This window comes from Streptomyces sp. NPDC050433, from assembly GCF_044458565.1.
Taxonomy (GTDB): domain Bacteria; phylum Actinomycetota; class Actinomycetes; order Streptomycetales; family Streptomycetaceae; genus Streptomyces.
Map to the genome: position 1 here is coordinate 83,346 of NZ_JBITIB010000007.1, position 15,365 is coordinate 98,710.

Annotated in this window: 13 protein-coding genes and 1 tRNA gene; 8 read left to right on the forward strand and 6 right to left on the reverse strand. The window is 71.4% G+C overall.

Annotated features, from left to right (window positions below):
• Nucleotides 1-62: 62 nt before the first annotated feature.
• Nucleotides 63-1,607 carry an aldehyde dehydrogenase (NADP(+)) gene (locus ACIBLA_RS10885; RefSeq protein ID WP_399198402.1) on the reverse strand — a complete coding sequence of 515 codons (1,545 nt, stop codon included), beginning with the start codon at nt 1,605-1,607 and terminating at the stop codon, nt 63-65.
• 151 nt (nt 1,608-1,758) lie between these two features.
• On the opposite strand from ACIBLA_RS10885, the gene ACIBLA_RS10890 reads away from it, so the two are divergent.
• From ACIBLA_RS10890 to ACIBLA_RS10915, 6 genes are all read left to right on the forward strand, one after another.
• On the forward strand, nt 1,759-2,529 hold the full coding sequence (locus tag ACIBLA_RS10890) for an IclR family transcriptional regulator (RefSeq protein ID WP_363241517.1): 771 nt from the start codon (nt 1,759-1,761) through the stop codon (nt 2,527-2,529).
• Between the two features lie 112 nt (nt 2,530-2,641).
• Complete coding sequence (locus ACIBLA_RS10895; RefSeq protein ID WP_399198403.1) at nt 2,642-3,616, forward strand: hypothetical protein; 975 nt, start codon at nt 2,642-2,644, stop codon at nt 3,614-3,616.
• A complete protein-coding gene (locus ACIBLA_RS10900; protein ID WP_363241519.1) occupies nt 3,613-4,929 on the forward strand; it encodes a histidine kinase in 1,317 nt (438 codons plus the stop codon). Before ACIBLA_RS10895 ends, ACIBLA_RS10900 begins: the two co-directional genes overlap by 4 nt.
• A 5-nt stretch (nt 4,930-4,934) precedes the next feature.
• Nucleotides 4,935-5,597: a response regulator gene (locus ACIBLA_RS10905; RefSeq protein ID WP_399198467.1), complete on the forward strand. Its 663-nt coding sequence runs from the start codon at nt 4,935-4,937 to the stop codon at nt 5,595-5,597.
• A 110-nt stretch (nt 5,598-5,707) separates the two neighbouring features.
• Nucleotides 5,708-7,159, forward strand: coding sequence for a penicillin-binding transpeptidase domain-containing protein (locus ACIBLA_RS10910; RefSeq protein WP_399198404.1), 1,452 nt, complete (start codon nt 5,708-5,710; stop codon nt 7,157-7,159).
• Nucleotides 7,160-7,212: 53 nt separating this feature from the next.
• Nucleotides 7,213-8,484 (forward strand): MFS transporter, encoded by a 1,272-nt coding sequence (locus ACIBLA_RS10915; RefSeq protein WP_399198405.1) that lies wholly within the window; start codon nt 7,213-7,215, stop codon nt 8,482-8,484.
• Here the strand turns inward: ACIBLA_RS10915 and ACIBLA_RS10920 are convergent.
• Together ACIBLA_RS10920 and ACIBLA_RS10925 are read right to left on the reverse strand one after the other, a co-directional pair.
• Complete coding sequence (locus tag ACIBLA_RS10920; protein ID WP_399198406.1) at nt 8,470-9,654, reverse strand: hypothetical protein; 1,185 nt, start codon at nt 9,652-9,654, stop codon at nt 8,470-8,472. The two genes, ACIBLA_RS10915 and ACIBLA_RS10920, sit on opposite strands and share 15 nt — an antisense overlap.
• Complete coding sequence (locus ACIBLA_RS10925) at nt 9,651-10,610, reverse strand: 5-dehydro-4-deoxyglucarate dehydratase (RefSeq protein ID WP_363241523.1); 960 nt, start codon at nt 10,608-10,610, stop codon at nt 9,651-9,653. The genes ACIBLA_RS10920 and ACIBLA_RS10925 overlap by 4 nt, the downstream gene beginning before the upstream one ends.
• Nucleotides 10,611-10,871: 261 nt before the next feature.
• On the opposite strand from ACIBLA_RS10925, the gene ACIBLA_RS10930 reads away from it, so the two are divergent.
• Both ACIBLA_RS10930 and ACIBLA_RS10935 read left to right on the forward strand, forming a co-directional pair.
• A complete protein-coding gene (locus tag ACIBLA_RS10930) occupies nt 10,872-11,696 on the forward strand; it encodes an NAD(P)-dependent oxidoreductase (RefSeq protein ID WP_363241524.1) in 825 nt (274 codons plus the stop codon).
• A 64-nt stretch (nt 11,697-11,760) separates the two neighbouring features.
• Nucleotides 11,761-13,017: a TerD family protein gene (locus ACIBLA_RS10935; RefSeq protein ID WP_363241525.1), complete on the forward strand. Its 1,257-nt coding sequence runs from the start codon at nt 11,761-11,763 to the stop codon at nt 13,015-13,017.
• A gap of 89 nt (nt 13,018-13,106) precedes the next feature.
• On the opposite strand, the gene ACIBLA_RS10940 is transcribed toward ACIBLA_RS10935, so the two are convergent.
• From ACIBLA_RS10940 to ACIBLA_RS10950, 3 genes are all read right to left on the reverse strand, one after another.
• Nucleotides 13,107-13,334 carry a hypothetical protein gene (locus ACIBLA_RS10940; protein WP_363241526.1) on the reverse strand — a complete coding sequence of 76 codons (228 nt, stop codon included), beginning with the start codon at nt 13,332-13,334 and terminating at the stop codon, nt 13,107-13,109.
• Between the two features lie 63 nt (nt 13,335-13,397).
• Nucleotides 13,398-15,053, reverse strand: a complete 1,656-nt coding sequence (locus ACIBLA_RS10945; protein ID WP_399198407.1) for a TROVE domain-containing protein — start codon at nt 15,051-15,053, stop codon at nt 13,398-13,400.
• Between the two features lie 93 nt (nt 15,054-15,146).
• Nucleotides 15,147-15,216, reverse strand: a tRNA-Lys gene (locus tag ACIBLA_RS10950).
• Between the last annotated feature and the right edge of the window lie 149 nt (nt 15,217-15,365).

The window sequence follows — 15,365 nt, forward strand, 5'->3', positions numbered from 1 at the left end:
GGCAAGCTGTTTACCGGGCGGGTCGGGGTTCGGATGTGTCGTGTTGACGTGTTGACGCGTTCTTACGAGGCCGTCGCCGGCTCCGCGCGGCCGTCGACCCGGCGCGGCAGCCCCGCCGGGTTGTCGTCGCGCAGCTCCGGCGGGAGCAGCGCGGCGGGTGTGGACTGGTAGGTGACGGGGCGCAGCCAGCGCTCGATCGCGGTGGCGCCGACGGAGGTCGACGTGGAGGTGGACGCCGGGTACGGGCCGCCGTGCTGCTGCGCGGGGGCGACGGCGACGCCGGTGGGCCAGCCGTTGACGAGGACGCGGCCCGCGAGCGGCGTCAGGTCGGCGAGCAGCCGCGCGGCGCCGGAGTCCGCGTCCTCGGCCTCGCCGTCGGCGAGGTGGAGCGTGGCGGTGAGGTTGCCGGGAAGGCGGGCCAGGACGGCGCCGATCTCGGCGTCGGAGCCGTAGCGGGCGACGACCGTCACGGGGCCGAAGCACTCCTCCAGGAGCAGATCGTGCGGTCCGTCGGCGGCGAGATGCGTCGCCGGAACGGTCAGAAAGCCCGCGCTGACGGTGTGGTCGCCGCCGGCGCCGGGCGTGATCGGGGCGGCCACGCCGGGGAGTTCGGCCCGCTCGCGTACGCCGGCGACGAACGCGTCCCGCATCCGGTGGTCGAGCATCACGCCCGGCTCGGTCTGGCTGACGGCCGTCGTCAGCGACTTGAGCAGACTGTCGCCCACGTCACCCTCCGGGACGAGCACGAAGCCGGGCTTGGTGCAGAACTGTCCCTCGCCGAGAGTCATCGAGCCGGCCAGACCGGCGCCGAGCTGCTCGGCACGCTCGGCGGCTGCGGCCTCAGTGATCACGACGGGGTTGAGCGAGCCGAGTTCCCCGTGGAAGGGGATCGGGGTCGGGCGGGCCGCCGCCGCGTCGAAGAGGGCGCGTCCGCCGCGTACGGAACCGGTGAACCCCGCCCCGGCGACCAGCGGGTGCTTCACCAGCTCCACACCGGCCTCGAAGCCGTGCACCAGGACCACGACGTCCTCGGGCAGTCCGACCCGCTCCGCCGCCCTGCGCAGCGTGGCGGCGCAGATCTCGGAGGTGGCGGGGTGGTCGGGGTGCACCTTGACGACCACGGGGCAGCCGGCGGCGAGCGCGCTCGCCGTGTCGCCGCCGGGGACGGAGAAGGCGAAGGGGAAGTTGCTCGCCGAGTAGACGGCGACGACCCCGAGCGGCACCTTCCAGCGCCGCAGGTCGGGCCAGGGCGGCGTCCGGTCGCCGTCGGCGTGGTCGATGCGTACGTCGAGGAACGACCCCTCGTCGACGACGTCGGCGAATGCCCTCAACTGGGCGGTCGTACGCGCGAGTTCGCCGGTGAGCCGGACCGGCCCCAGCGCGGTCTCGGCGTCCGCCGCCTCGATGACGTACGCCCCCGATTCGTCGAGGAGGTCCGCCGCCGTACGCAGAAGCGCCGCACGCGCGGTACGGTCTGCGAGCGCGGGCCGGGTCGCGTGCGCGCGGCGTACCTCGCGGTCGACCTCCTCGGCCGTCGCCTCGACCGCGACCTGCTCACGTGGCTTCCCGGTTCGGGGGTCGACACTCCAGACTGGTGCTGCTGCCACCGTGGCTTCCTTCCCACTTCCTGTGCCGTCCGCTGTCATCACCGAGGGGCTGTTCGGTATTCTGAACAAAGTTCCTGGTGATGAATCCAGGGGAACTCTATTTCTGTGCGTTCTGTGTGGTCAAGAGTGGTCAAGTTAGGGGCGAGGGACGATGTCGGCTGCGGAAACCGGTGGTGCACAGGTCAAGTCCGCTGTGCGGACGGTGGAATTGCTGGAGTACTTCGCCGGACGCCCCGGTATGCACTCGCTCGCCGTGGTGCAGGAGGCGGTCGGCTACCCCAAGTCCAGTCTCTACATGCTGCTGCGCACCCTGGTGGAGCTGGGCTGGGTGGAGACCGACGCGACGGGCACGCGGTACGGCATCGGCGTACGGGCGCTGCTCGTCGGCACGTCGTACATCGACGGTGACGAGGTGGTGGCCGCCGCCCGCCCCACCCTGGACCGGCTCTCCGACGACACGACGGAGACCATCCACCTGGCGCGGCTCGACGGCACGAACGTCGTCTATCTGGCCACCCGCCAGTCGCAGCACTATCTGCGTCCCTTCACCCGCGTCGGCCGCCGGCTGCCCGCGCACTCCACCTCGCTCGGCAAGGCGCTGCTCGCGACGCACAGCGACGAGCAGGTGCGCAAGATGCTGCCCGAGACGCTGTCGCCGCTGACGGAGAACACGATCACCGACCGTGAGCAGCTGATCGAGGAACTGAACACGATCCGTGAGCAGGGGTACGCCGTGGACCGTGAGGAGAACACCCTCGGGCTGCGCTGCTTCGGTATCGCGATCCCGTACCGGACCCCGGCGCGGGACGCCATCAGCTGCTCGGTGCCGGTGGCCCGGCTGACCCCGGCGCACGAACAGATGATCAAGGACGCGCTGTTCGACGCGCGTGACCGGCTGACGCTGGCCACGCGCCGGCTCTGACGTCCCCGCCGACTCCGACCTCCCCCGCGCGGTCCGGTCTCCCCCGCGCGGCGGAGGAAGATCGTCAGGGCGCATGAGGCGCGGCTGGCGCCCGGCCGTGAGTGTGGATGGCATGACCTTGCCATCGGCCGCCACAGCCGGCACCGCGCCTCTCCCCGGACGAGGGGTACGGGTGCTGCGCACCGTCGCGATCGCCTCCTGCCTCCCGTACATCACGCTCAAGATCCTCTGGATCGCCGGGGACAGGACCGGTATCCCCGACGGCAGCACGCTGCTGGAGCACCGGACCAGGATGGCCGTCGTCAACGGTGCGTCCGTCGTCCTCGACGCCACCGTGGTGGTCCTCGCGCTGCTGCTGACACAGCCCTGGGGGCGACGCGTCCCGGCCTGGCTGCTCACCCTGCCCATGTGGGTCGCGACGGGGCTGCTCGCGCCGATCATGACCGGTTATCCGCTCCAGCTGGCGGCCTCGATGCTCGACGGCTCCCGCCCCGCGCCGTCGAACTCGGAGCCGTTCCTCGACCCGTGGGTGTTCGGCGTCGTCTACTCCGGCTTCATCCTCCAGGGCCTCACCCTGGGCACGCTCTTCGTGCTGTACGCGCGGCGCCGCTGGGGCCATCTGTGGCGGGGCCGCGTCGGGGACGTGCCGACGACGACGTCCGTACGTGCGACCGCCGCGGCCGGTTCGCTGCCGGCGCTGCTGCCCGCCGCCATGCATCTGCTCTGGGCGACGGGGGCGACGACCGGGCTGAGCGCCGACCGGGTCGACAGCCGGTCGACCGACTTCTACCTCGTGGAGGGCGTCAACGCGCTGTTCGCCGTCGTCGCGGTGGTGGGCACGCTGCTGCTCGCCTTCGGCTTCCGTGCGGGCGCCGGCCTGTCGACGAGAGCCCCGCTCGCCGCCGCGTGGGTGGGGTCGGGCACGCTCGGCTGCTGGGGCGGCTTCCTCCTGCTCGTCACGGCGCTGCCCAGCGATCCGGACCAGCGGGCCGCCGCCCTGATGGTGCTGACCTACGCTGTGTCGATGCTCGCCGGGTTCCTGCTGTTCAGCAGCGTCGTCCTCGTACTGCGGCGCCGCGCCGTATGAAAGCCCTGCTCCGGCGGCCGGCTGCGGCTGTCCTCCGCCCGCTCGTCGGCGGCCGGGCCCGGCTGCGCTGGACGCATCTGATCCTCGGCGGCGCGCTGTTGATGCCGTACTGGCTGCTCGGCACAGTGATCGTCGGCCCGCTCATCGGCACCGGCACCATGTTCGCCAGCTCCCTGACGCTCCAGTTCGGCGCGTACGCGGTCGCTCTGCCGCTCGCCGCGGCGAGCGCGCTGTTCCCGCTCGTACGGCCGCTCTCGGTGGCGGCGGCGCGGGCGCTGTGCGCGATCCCGGAGGGCTCCCTGGCCGACGGGCCCGCCCGCTCGCGTGCGGCCCGTGTGCGTACGACCGGCTGGTTCACCCTGCATGTCGGGCTCGGCGGGATCATCAGCGGCATGTCGCTGGCGGTGCCGCCGTTCGCGGTGGCGCTGATGGTGCTGCCGCTGTCGCCCGCGATGCGGGAGTCCTGGCTCGGGATGCCCCGTGTCTTCGCCCAGGGCTGGACCATGGCTCTGTCGCCGCTCGCCGGGGTCCTGTCGCTCGTCGCCCTGGCGGCGTGCGCGGCGGCGGCGAGCGGGCTGCTGGCGCGTCTGGCCCCCGTGCTGCTCGGGCCGACGCCGTCCGACCGGCTGGCCGCCGCCGAACGCCGCGCGGCGGATCTCGCCGCGCGCAACAGGCTCGCCCGCGAGCTGCACGACTCGGTCGGCCACGCGCTGAGCGCCGTGACCCTCCAGGCGGGCGCGGCGCGCCGGATCCTGGACAGCGACGCGCCGCGGGACAGGGAGTTCGTACGGGAGGCACTGGCCGCGATCGAGGAGACCACCCGGCGCACGGTGGGCGAACTGGACTCCGTGCTGGGCCTGTTGCGGCAGGACGACAAACACGAACACGTACACGAGCACGGACCGCCTTCCGGGCCGACGCTGGACGCGCTGGACGCGCTGCTCGCCCACAGCGGCGTACACGTCGCGCTGACCGTCGAGGGGGACATCGCGACGGTGCCGGAGCCGGTGTCGCGCGAGGCGTACCGCATCGTCCAGGAGGGGCTGAGCAACGCCCTGCGGCACGGCGGGGCCGCGCCCGTCACCCTGCATGTCGCACTGAGCACCGAGAAGTTGGAGATAACGATGGAGAATCCGCTGCCCACCACCGCCCCGGTCGTACGCCCCGGCGGCGGGCGCGGACTGCGCGGCGTCGCGGAGCGGGCCACGCTGCTCGGCGGGCACACCTCGGCGGGTCCGGACGGGCCGCTGTGGCGGCTGTCCGTCGCCCTCCCGCCTACCGCCGACGCGGGCGCCCGGAGGGATCGACCGTGAACGAGATCAGGGTGGTGCTCGCCGACGACGAGCGGATGGTCCGTACGGCGCTGCGCGTCATCCTGGAGGCGGAGCCGGACCTGACGGTCGTCGGCGAGGCGTCGACGGGCGCCGAGGCGGTGTCCGTGGTGCGCGCGGTGCGGCCGGACGTCGTGCTGATGGACGTGCGGATGCCGGAGATCGACGGTATCCGCGCGACCGAACAGATCCTCGGCGCACCGGCACCAGCACCGGCATCCGCCCCGCTGCCGCGCGTCGTCGTCGTGACGACCTTCGAGAACGACAGCTACGTGTACGACGCGCTGCGCGTCGGCGCCTCCGGGTTCCTGCTGAAACGGGCGGGGGCCGAGGACCTCGTCCAGGCGGTCCGGCTGGTGGCGCGGAGCGATTCGCTGCTCTTCCCGGCCGCGCTTCGGGGCCTGGCGGCGGAGTACGCCCGCGGGAAGCCCGCGCCGCCGCGCTGGGCGAGCCGGCTCACCGAGCGCGAGGCGGACGTACTGCGGCTGATGGCGACCGGTCTGACGAACGCGGAGATCGCGGGGCGGCTCGGCGTCGGTCCGGCGACGGTGAAGTCGCACGTCGCGTCGGTGCTCGCGAAGACCGGCGCCAGGGGCCGTACGCAGGCGGTGATCGCGGCGTACGAATCGGGGTTCGTCAGCCCGAGGTGACAGCCGCCTTCAAAGGAGGTCGGCCCGGTATGAAGAGTTTCTGAGAAGAGGCGCGCGGCGGAACGCGGCGTCCGGTCCCGTTCGTCCTTGATGGGGAAGGACGGGATGGGATGAACAAGACAATCAGGCGGACCTCGGTCGTCTGTCTGCTCCTGGTGCTCGCCCTGCTGGTGCGGGCCACCTGGGTGCAGGCGTACGAGAGCAAGGCCCTCGCGGACAACGAACGCAACCGACGCACGCTCATCGACCAGTACGCCCAGCCACTGGGCGACATCGTCGTGGCCGGCACCCCCGTGACGGGCTCGGCCAGGACGTCGGCCAGCGACGACCTGAAGTACAAACGGACCTATACGAACGGTGAGCTGTACGCGGCGGTCACCGGCTACAGCTCGCAGGCGTACGGCTCCACACAGCTCGAGGGCATCTACTCCCACGTCCTCGACGGCACGGACCCCCGGCTGAAGGATCCGCTGGGCACACTCACCGGCGAGCAGGCCGCGCCGGGCAGTGTCCTGACGACGATCGACCCGGCGGTGCAGAAGGCCGGTTTCGAGGCGCTCGGTGACAAGAAGGGCGCGGCCGTCGCGATCGACCCGGCGACCGGCAAGATCCTCGGGATGGTCAGCACCCCGTCGTACGACCCCTCGACGATCAGCGGCACGACCGACGGAGACGCCTGGAGCGGGCTGAACACCGACGCGGACAAGCCGATGGTCAACCGGGCGCTGCGGCAGCCGCTGCCGCCCGGTTCGACCTTCAAGCTGGTGGTGGCCGCGGCGGCCCTGGAGGACGGGCTGTACGGATCGGTGGACACCCGGACACAGAGCCCGGATCCGTTCACGCTGCCCGGCACGAGCACGGTCCTGAAGAACGAGAACGCGTCGGCGCCCTGCGAGGACGCGACGATCCGCACGGCGCTCCAGTACTCGTGCAACAACGTCTTCGCCAAGATGGCCGCGGACCTCGGCGAGGACAAGGTGGGCGCGATGGCGTCGAAGCTCGGCTTCAACGACACCGAGCGGGACGTGCCGGTACGGGCGGCCGAGAGTGTCTATCCGTCCGGCATGGACGCCGCGCAGACGGCGCTGACGGGCATCGGCCAGTTCGATGTCACGGCCACACCGCTCCAGATGGCGATGGTCACGTCGGCGCTGGCCAACGACGGGGTCCTCGAATCGCCGCACATGGTGTCCAAGGTGGTGGACGCGGGCGGCGACACGCTCACCTCTTACGAGGACGAGTCCTCGCGCCGGATCGTCTCGTCCTCGACGGCCGAGCAGTTGCGCGGCGCGATGGTGACGGTGGTCGACGAGGGCACGGGCTCGAACGCCCGGATCGACGGGGCCGAGGTCGGTGGCAAGACGGGCACGGCCCAGCACGGCGTGGCCAACAGCCGGACGCCGTACGCCTGGTTCACCTCGTACGCGAAGGACGCGTCGACGGGCAAGGAGGTGGCGGTGGCCGTGGTGGTCGAGGACTCGGACGCGGCGCGCTCGGAGGTCAGCGGCAACGGTCTGGCGGCGCCGATCGCCAAGCGGATGATGGAGGCGGCGGTGCGCTGACCGCCCTCCCCCGCTCCTGTGGCAGCCGGGGTCCGTCGTGCCAGGATGTGCCGATGGGGACGGGGAAACAGACGGGGAAACAGACGGCGAAACGGGCCGGGAAGCGTACGGGCGCGGACTGGGCGATATCCACCGTCCTCCGTGACCGCAACGCCGGGCTGTATCTGACCGGCGTCGTGGTGTCCGGTTTCGGTACGTCGGCGATGTGGCTGGTCGGCGGTATCTGGGTCAAGTCGCTCACCGGGTCGGACAGCCTGGCGGCCCTGACGGTCTTCGCGATGTGGGCGCCGACGCTGATGGGGCCGCTGCTGGGGGCGGTGGCCGACCGGTGGCGGCGCAGGCCGCTGCTGGTGTTCTGCAATCTCGCCATGGCCGCGCTGCTGCCCCTGCTGCTCGTGGTCGACTCGGCCGACCGGATCTGGATCCTGTTCGCCGTGCTGCTCGTGTACGGCGTCAGCGGCGTCGTCCAGGACGCGGCCGAGGCGGCCCTGGTCGCCACGGCGATCGACAAACGGCTGCTCGGTGACTTCAACGGGCTGCGGATGACGGCCAACGAGGGCATGAAGCTCCTCGCGCCGCTCGCGGGCGCCGGACTGTACGCCGCCTACGGCGGCGGGACGGTCGCCCTGCTCGACACCGTGACGTTCGCGCTGGCCGCCGGCCTCTTCGCGCTGATGCGGGTCCGGGAGGAGAAGCCGGTGCCGGACCGCGAGGGCGGCTGGCTGTCCCGGACGGCCGAGGGGGCGCGCGTGCTGCGGCAGTCGCCGGTCCTGCGGCCCCTCGTGCTGGCCGGGTCGGTCACCATGCTGCTCGCGGGGCTCAACGGCGCCGCGATCTACGCGGTGGTCGACAAGGGCCTCGGGCACGCTCCTACGTACGTAGGTCTGCTCTACGCGCTCCAGGGCGTCGGCTCGGTCGCCGTCGGGCTGTTGGCGGGCCCGCTGATGCGCAGGATGCCGGAGCGGGTGTTCGCCGCCGGTGGCATCGCGCTGTTCGCCGCCGCCGTGGGGCTTCGGGCGCTGCCGTACGACGCCGTGGTGCTGGCGAGCGCGGTGGCGGTCGGGATCGGGCTGCCGTGCGTGCTGATCGTCGCGCTCACGGCGGTGCAGCGGGAGACGCCGGACGCGGTGCTCGGGCGGACCGCCGCCACCGCCAACACCCTGATCTACGTGCCGAACGCGGTGTCCCTCGCGCTCGGCGCGGGACTGATCGCGTTCGTCGACATCACGGTCCTGCTGCCGGTCACCGGGGTGATCGGTCTGCTGACGGCGGGGAGCCTCGCCTTCTACGGAGGGCTGCCGCAGGTCCGGTCAGCCGAGGCGTGAGAGCGCGTCGGCGACGGCGGCCAGGTCCGCGTCCGACGCCAGGCCGGCGTGGTAGAGCCGCAGTTCGGTCGCGCCGAGCGAGCGTGCGTGCGCCGCGTCGGCGGCGAGGCTGTGCGGGCTGCCGCCCATGCCCTGGACGACGGTGAAGTTGGCGGCCAGCACGGTGGATTCGTGGCAGTGCGCGGCGAACGGTGTCAGCATCGCCTCCGCCGCGCCGCCCGTGCAGGGCAGGACGACCCCGTCGGCGATGCCCAGAATGTGCGCGGGGTCGACCCCGGCGTTGGCCCCGGTTCGGTGCGGGTGGGGGTCGGCGTGGAGCAGCACCTGGAAGCCGGGGCCCGCCTGCGCGCGCACGGCGGTGACGGTGGCCTCCTGGAGCGTACGGGCGGTCCGGACCCGCCAGTTGAGGGTGGTCGCCGCGAGACCGGCGCCCAGGAGCCTCTCGACGCCCTGCCATCCCGAGGGGGTGCCGGGACCCTCAGCGCCGCTCCAGACGGGCTTCAGGGCGCGTCTGACGGCGGTGTTCAACTCGTCGGCGTCCAGCCCCAGCGACAGATACCCGGCGCGGCAGACGGAGCAGAAGCAGAGCGACATCAGGTACTGCGCGGCCTCGCCGAGGGGGACGCCGCCGATCTTGTCGTGGGCGTGCAGGTGCGCGAGCCCGTACCAGCCGAGGGATTCCAGTTCGGTGCCCGCCGCTCCGGGCCGTACGGCGGCTTCCGCGGCGAGCGAGGCGAGGTAGGTACGGACGGTGGGGCGCGCGATGCACGGGGCCCAGGGGTAGCGGTCGCCGTAGGCGTTCACCACGGAGGTACTGGGATGCTCGGCGCCCAGCCGGGAGTTGTGCGCGAGGACGACCCAGGTGTGCACGTCGAGTCCCGCGTCGGCGAGCGCCGCGGCGGCCTCGCCGTAGGCGTCGGCGCGGGCCCAGTCGCCGGCGGCGTACGGGCGCAGTTCGGCGTCCCCCCAGCGGCCCTCGTCCATGGGGTAGAGCACGGCGGCGTGTTCGGCCGTGACGACACGGTGGCGCGGGTGGCGCGGGGTCAGGGCGCGCGTGGAGTGGTAGGCGGAGGCGAGGGTGACCTGCCGGACGCCGAGATCCGCGACGCGGGCGGCTGCGCCGGGATCGCCCACGACGTCCCACGGGTAGAGGAAGGCGGAGGTCTTCACGCGCGCTTCCCCGCCTCTCCGTCGGCGAGCAGCGCGTAGCCGCGTTCGATGATCTCGGTGAGTTCCTTGATGTGCGCGGGCTGCGGTTCACTGAGGGGTGTGCGCACCTCGCCGACGTCGTAACCGCGCAGCCTGACGGCCGCCTTGACGAGCGAGACGGCGTATCCGCGTCCTCTGGCGCGCAGTTCGACCAGAGGCCGGTAGAAGCCGTCGATGAGCCTGTTCACGGTTGTGTCGTCGCCGGAGGTGAGGGCGCGGTGGAAGGCGAGGGCGATCTCGGGCGCGAAGGCGAAGACGGCGGAGGAGTAGAGGCTGATGCCGATGCCCCGGTAGGCGAGGCCGGTGAGTTCGGCGGTGGGCAGGCCGTTGAAGTAGAGGAAGTCGCGGCCGGGTTCCTCGGTGCGTACGGCGCTGAGGATGCGCTGCATCAGATCGAGGTCGCCGTAGCCGTCCTTGAGGCCGATGATGCCGTCGACCCTGGCGAGTTCGACGACGGTCTCGGGGGTGAAGAGGACGTTGTCTCGCTGGTAGACGATGATCTCCAGGCCGGTGGCGGCGGCGAGCGCGGTGTAGTGGCGCAGCAGGCCCTCCTGGTCGGCGACGACCAGGTAGGGAGGCATGGCGAGCAGTCCGTCGGCGCCGGCCGCCTCGGCGATCTGCGCGTATCTGACGGCGATTGCCGTACCGTAACCGGCGGCTGCCACGACGGGGACCGCTCCGGCGGTCTCCTCGACGGCCGCACGCACGCAGTCCCCGAACTCCTCCGGGGTGAGCGCGTGGAACTCGCCCGTGCCGCAGCAGGCGAAGACCGCGGCGGCTCCCGCGTCGATGCCGCTTCGCAGGTGCGCGCGGTACGCGTCGAGGTCGAGGGCGCCGTCCGGACCGTAGGCGGTGACGGGGAAGAACAGTGGCCCGGCGACTCGGGTGAGGCGGGCGGCGAGCGGGGCTGAGGTCACTGGCGCTCCCTGGGCCGTGCGGCGAGCACGCACACTCGTGCACGATTCTGATCGGCGTCCATATTTCTGAACAGCGCCACGCTAGGGCAGCCGCGCGGCGCCGGTCAAGACGGAAAGCCGCAACCCAGGAGCGGATCGGCCGTCTCCGCGCGACACTTGACGGTGACCGCGATGCTCCTTAATTTGTCCACGCATGTGAATCACATCCATGAATCTGAGCCATTCCCGGCCCGCCCGAGTACGTCCGAGGAGATCGAGCCCATGCCCCGACCGCGAACCGTCCTGCTCACCGGCGCAGCGGGCGGCCTCGGCACCCTGATGCGGGGGCTGCTGCCCGCGTACGGGTACGAGCTCCGGCTCTTCGACGCCACTCCCATAGAAGGCGAACCGGACGCCATCACGGCCGACCTCGGCGACAGGCGCGCGCTGCGCGAGGCCGTCCAGGGCGTCGACGCGATCATCCACCTCGCCGGGATCTCGCTGGAGGCGCCGTTCGACAAGATCCTGCGGGCCAACATCGAGGGGACGTACAACCTCTACGAGGCGGCACGCGAAGAGGGCACCGCGCGGGTGGTCTTCGCCTCCAGCAACCACGCCGTCGGGTTCACGCCACGGCCGCGCGGCGGCTATCCGCTCGACTCGGAGGCGCTGATCCCGATCGGGACCCCGCGCCGCCCCGACACCTTCTACGGCCTCTCCAAGTGCTTCGGCGAGGATCTGGCGCAGCTCTACTGGGACTTGCACGGGCTGGAGACCGTCTCCGTACGGATCGGGTCCTGCTTCATGGAGCCGACCTCCGTACGGATGCTGTCGGTCTGGATGAGCCCCGGCGACGGCGCGCGGCTCTTCCACGCCGCGCTCACGGCCGAGGACGTCCGGCACTCCGTCGTCTACGGCTCGTCCGCCAACACCCGGCTGTGGTGGGATCTTTCGACGGCGCGGGCGCTCGGGTACGACCCCCAGGACGACTCCGAGCAGTACGCGGACAAGCTCGTCGCCGAGCAGGGCGAACTGGACCCGGACAATCCCGACCACGCCCATCTGGGCGGCCACTTCTGCACACACCCACCCCAGTGGCCGTACTGAGCCGTCCGGGCTAGGGCCTGGAGGGTAAGGGAACGGCAAAGAGGGGTCGTTCGTTACCTCTGGCATGACAGCTATGACCCCCGGCTCGAACATCCCTCTCTCCGCCGCCCGCGTGGCGGTGGACGTCGCCGCCCCGGTGCGGCTCGACGTATCGGGCCTGCTGCTCACCGCCGACGGCAAGGTGCGCTCCGACGACGACTTCATCTTCTACAACCAGCCGACGGGTCCGGGCGTGACCTACCGGTCCGGCGGCGGTACGGCTCCGGACGCGATCGTGGTGGACACGTCCGCCGTCCCCGCCGGAATCGAGAAGATCGTCGTCACGGCCAGCCCCGACGCCGCGGGCCAGAGCTTCCAGGGCATCGAGCCCACAGCGACCATCCGCAACGCCGACGACGGCAGCGCGCTCGCCACCTTCACCCCGCCGAATCTGGGTTCGGAGACCGCTCTGGTGGTCGTGGAGGTCTATCTGCGCAACGGCGCCTGGAAGGTCCGTGCGGTCGGCCAGGGGTACGCGAACGGGCTGTCGGGCATCGCCACCGACTTCGGTGTCTCCGTCGAGGAGCCCGTGACGCCCGTCGCCCCCCAGGTACCGCAGGCACCCGTGACGCCGCCGGCACCGGTGCCGCCGTCCGCGCCCGTTCCGCCGTCCGCTCCGACCCCCTCACTGGCCGATCCCCGGATCGCCACCCCTTCAGCCCCTGTCCCGCCGGCACCGCCCCAGGCACCCATGGCGGGCGCCGGGAAGATCAACCTGGACAAGGGCCGCGTCAGCCTCCAGAAGAACCAGACGGTGTCGCTCGTCAAGGGCGGCGCCCCGCTGCTGACCCAGGTCAAGATGGGCCTCGGCTGGGAGCCCGCGTTCCGCGGCAAGGACATCGACCTCGACGCCTCGGTGATCGCCTACGGACCGAACCGCAACCATCTGGAGAGCTGCTACTTCGGCAAGCTCTCCATCCTCGGCGGTTCCATCAAGCACTCCGGCGACAACCTCACCGGTGAGGGCGCCGGGGACGACGAGACGATCGTGGTCGACCTCGGCCGGCTGCCGGCGGAGGCCACGGGCCTGGTCTTCACGGTCAACTCGTTCACCGGCCAGAAGTTCAACGAGGTCGCGAAGGCCTACTGCCGGCTGCTCGACGCCCGGACCGGCGAGGAGCTGGTCCGCTTCGACCTGACGGGCGCCGAGCCGCAGACCGGCGTGATCATGGCCAAGCTGATCAAGCAGTTCTCCGGCGAGTGGGAGATGACCGCCGTCGGCGAGTTCGTGAAGTCCCGCACGGTCCGCGGCATGGTCAAGCCGGCGGCCAAGGCTCTCTGAGCGCCGCCGGAGGGCATGCCTTTCCGGCGGACATGCCTGCACGGGCCGCCGCGGTCACGGGGATCGCGGCGGCCCGTGGGCCTGGATCTTCAGAGCTTGGTCAGTTTGGAGAAGGGGCTCAGGATCCGCCCCTGGCGGCCGGAGAAATCGATGAGCACGGCGTTCTCGCCCTCGACTCCGATGACTCTTCCCAACCCGAACTGATCATGGGAGACACGGTCTCCCACATCGAACTGCTCGGGCGGAGGTGAGGCCGGGCCTTGGCGGTTGAAGGGACTGGACGGCAGGTGGCGCCGGGAACCGGCTGACTTTGTCATTAGCTGGAGTATGCGCCCAACGGCCCCCGACGCGCCATGCCCGACAACCGACGGGCCGCGGGATCACTCGTTCCCCAGTGACCCCACGACCCTCTCCACGACCTTCCCAGCGGCCCCGTTCGGGCCGGCCGTGGGCGGTCGGCCCGCCCACGGCCAGTCGGCGTCCCGACCCGCCTCCAGCAGCGGAACCATACGGAAAGCGGCGTCGGAGAGACCGCCGAACGTGTGCCGGTTCCCGGTGCCCGAAGGACCGTGCCCGGCCCGGTATCCGGCCAGATTCCAGGTGTAGACGGGAACGCGCTCCGGGAGCTGCTCGGTCGGGTCGCCGTAGTGGCTGTACGACGCCTGCTCGTCCGTGACGATCAGCACCCGGTCGTGGCCGCGGTAGTGCTTCCGTACCGCCAGCGTCGTGTCCGTACCGCCCAGGCTGCCGAAGCGCTCCAGGACCTTCAGCACGGACTCGCCGCGGCCGTACGTCACCGCGGCGCTGCCCGAGCCGAACTCCACCAGATCGGCGTCGGCCGCGCGCATCGCCGTCGCCGTACCGAAGATCGCCGCGGCGTCCGCCCGGTTGAGCTGCGAGCGGTCCGACAACGGCGACCACATCGAGCCCGAGCGGTCCACCAGGATCAGCGTGCGCCCCGGCAGCGCGGGCACATTGGCCAGCGAGTGGCCGAGCGCCCGCTCCAGCGGGTAGGCCCAGCGCAGCGACGGCGCGTGCTGGTACGCCGCGAGATAGCGGAACGGGAACTGCCGCGACCGGGCGACGACCGCCGGGGCGGACAGCTCGGCGGCGACCTTGGCCGCGACCTCGTCGCTCACCCCGGCCTCGTCGAAGTTCCGCAGGTTGCGCAGCAGAGCCATCGGCCCCATGGACGGGATGACGGCCTCCCAGGCCGACGCGTCCATCGGGCCCTGGAGCCAGCCCGCCAGCATCTCCCACGTCATGCCCGCCTCGGCCAGACGCCCGGCGGCGCCGGGAGCCGTGATCGCCGCGCGCCGCTCGGCGACGGGCAGCGCCATCAGCTCGCGGTGGGCGGTGAGGGTGCGGTTCGACGCGGGCGGAACAGCGCTGTCGGGGTGGTGCCGGCGGTCCAGGGCGTAACGGAACAACTCGCCCTGCCACGCCTTCGCCGGGTCCGGCGAGGCATGCACGAGATTGAGAATGTCCCCGAAGCGATAACCCTTCGACGCCGTGTCGTACTTCAGCAGCGACTTTCCGCTGTAAAGGCGCTTGACGGCATCGGCCGTTCCCCGCTTGACGGGCTTGGGAATCCGGCGCCCGTAACGCGACGTCCAGTAACCGAGCATTTCACCGGGCTCATCGGCACGCAGCAGTACGGAATCGATGACCTGGCGGTTCGACGGGCCCGTGACGACGCCCGGTTCGAGACGCGCCTGCACATATTCGGCGGCGCCGACAAGGGCGGCGGTCCGCATGTTCCCGTCGCGGCGCAGCCAGCTCAGCAGACCGGCGGTCCACTGCGGGTCCTCGACGGCGAGCTTGCGCACGAGGGCGGTGAAACGGTCGTCACGGCGGCCCCCGGACTCGTAAAAGGTCTGCTGGGAAACGAAGTTGGCGACAGCCAGCAGAAACAGCTCGGACTTCGCGTCGCGCTGATGTCCGCTACCGCCCTGGTGGGTCCGGGTCTTACGGCCGGTCGACCGCACGGGCGAGGTGCCACCGACCACCGAAAGGTGAGTGTTGAAACGTGCCATGGGAATTCCCCCGAATTCAATGAAAGTCCAGAGATCAAGGCCGGCGGAACCGACATAGGTGCTCTGCCAACTGAGCTACATCGGCTCGAAAGCCGATGGCAGGACTCGAACCTGCGACCTCCCCATTAAGAGTGGAAGTAGGTCCCGCCTTCGCACCTGGACGAATATGACTTTAGGAGAGCGAGCGGCGGGCTGCCACGGGTTTTACCGGCGGTGCTGGAGTCCGGGCGCGGCGCGCGCCGGCCCGTGTCGAGTGGCCGCCGCAACCTTGGGATGCTCTCTGTGCGTCGCAGTGATCGGCCGTGTACCGGT